A 1,026-nucleotide genomic window follows, 5' to 3' on the forward strand; every position below is an offset into this window, starting at 1 on the left:
GGCAGATTCCGAGGATGTCAAGGGTAGGTAAGGTTCTTCGCGTTGCATCGAATTAAACCACATGCTCCACCGCTTGTGCGGGCCCCCGTCAATTCATTTGAGTTTTAACCTTGCGGCCGTACTCCCCAGGCGGTCGACTTATCGCGTTAACTGCGCCACTAAGAACTCGAGGCTCCCAACGGCTAGTCGACATCGTTTACGGCGTGGACTACCAGGGTATCTAATCCTGTTTGCTACCCACGCTTTCGCACCTCAGCGTCAGTGTCAGTCCAGAAGGCCGCCTTCGCCACTGGTATTCCTCCCGATCTCTACGCATTTCACCGCTACACCGGGAATTCTACCTTCCTCTCCTGCACTCTAGCCTGACAGTTCCGGATGCCGTTCCCAGGTTGAGCCCGGGGCTTTCACAACCGGCTTATCACGCCGCCTACGCGCGCTTTACGCCCAGTAATTCCGATTAACGCTCGCACCCTCCGTATTACCGCGGCTGCTGGCACGGAGTTAGCCGGTGCTTCTTCTGCGAGTGATGTCCTTCCTCGGGGGTATTGGCCCCGAGGCCTTCTTCCTCGCTGAAAGTGCTTTACAACCCGAAGGCCTTCTTCACACACGCGGCATGGCTGGATCAGGGTTGCCCCCATTGTCCAATATTCCCCACTGCTGCCTCCCGTAGGAGTCTGGGCCGTGTCTCAGTCCCAGTGTGGCTGATCATCCTCTCAGACCAGCTACGGATCGTCGCCTTGGTGAGCCGTTACCTCACCAACCAGCTAATCCGACATAGGCTCATCCGATAGCGCAAGGCCCGAAGGTCCCCTGCTTTCCCCCGTAGGGCGTAGGCGGTATTAGCCTGGGTTTCCCCAGGTTATCCCCCACTACCGGGCAGATTCCTATGCATTACTCACCCGTCCGCCGCTCGCCACCAGGGAGCAAGCTCCCCGTGCTGCCGCTCGACTTGCATGTGTTAGGCCTGCCGCCAGCGTTCAATCTGAGCCATGATCAAACTCTTCAGTTTAAAATCATACGGTTCTT

1 rRNA gene is annotated in these 1,026 nt (G+C 57.4%); it reads right to left on the reverse strand.

Annotated elements, in window-relative coordinates:
- Window positions 1–1,009: ribosomal RNA gene (locus ACFOEV_RS03470) — 16S ribosomal RNA — on the reverse strand; the annotation flags it as partial.
- Between the last annotated feature and the right edge of the window lie 17 nt (window positions 1,010–1,026).

This window comes from Litchfieldella rifensis, assembly GCF_042646605.1.
Lineage (GTDB): Bacteria > Pseudomonadota > Gammaproteobacteria > Pseudomonadales > Halomonadaceae > Litchfieldella > Litchfieldella rifensis.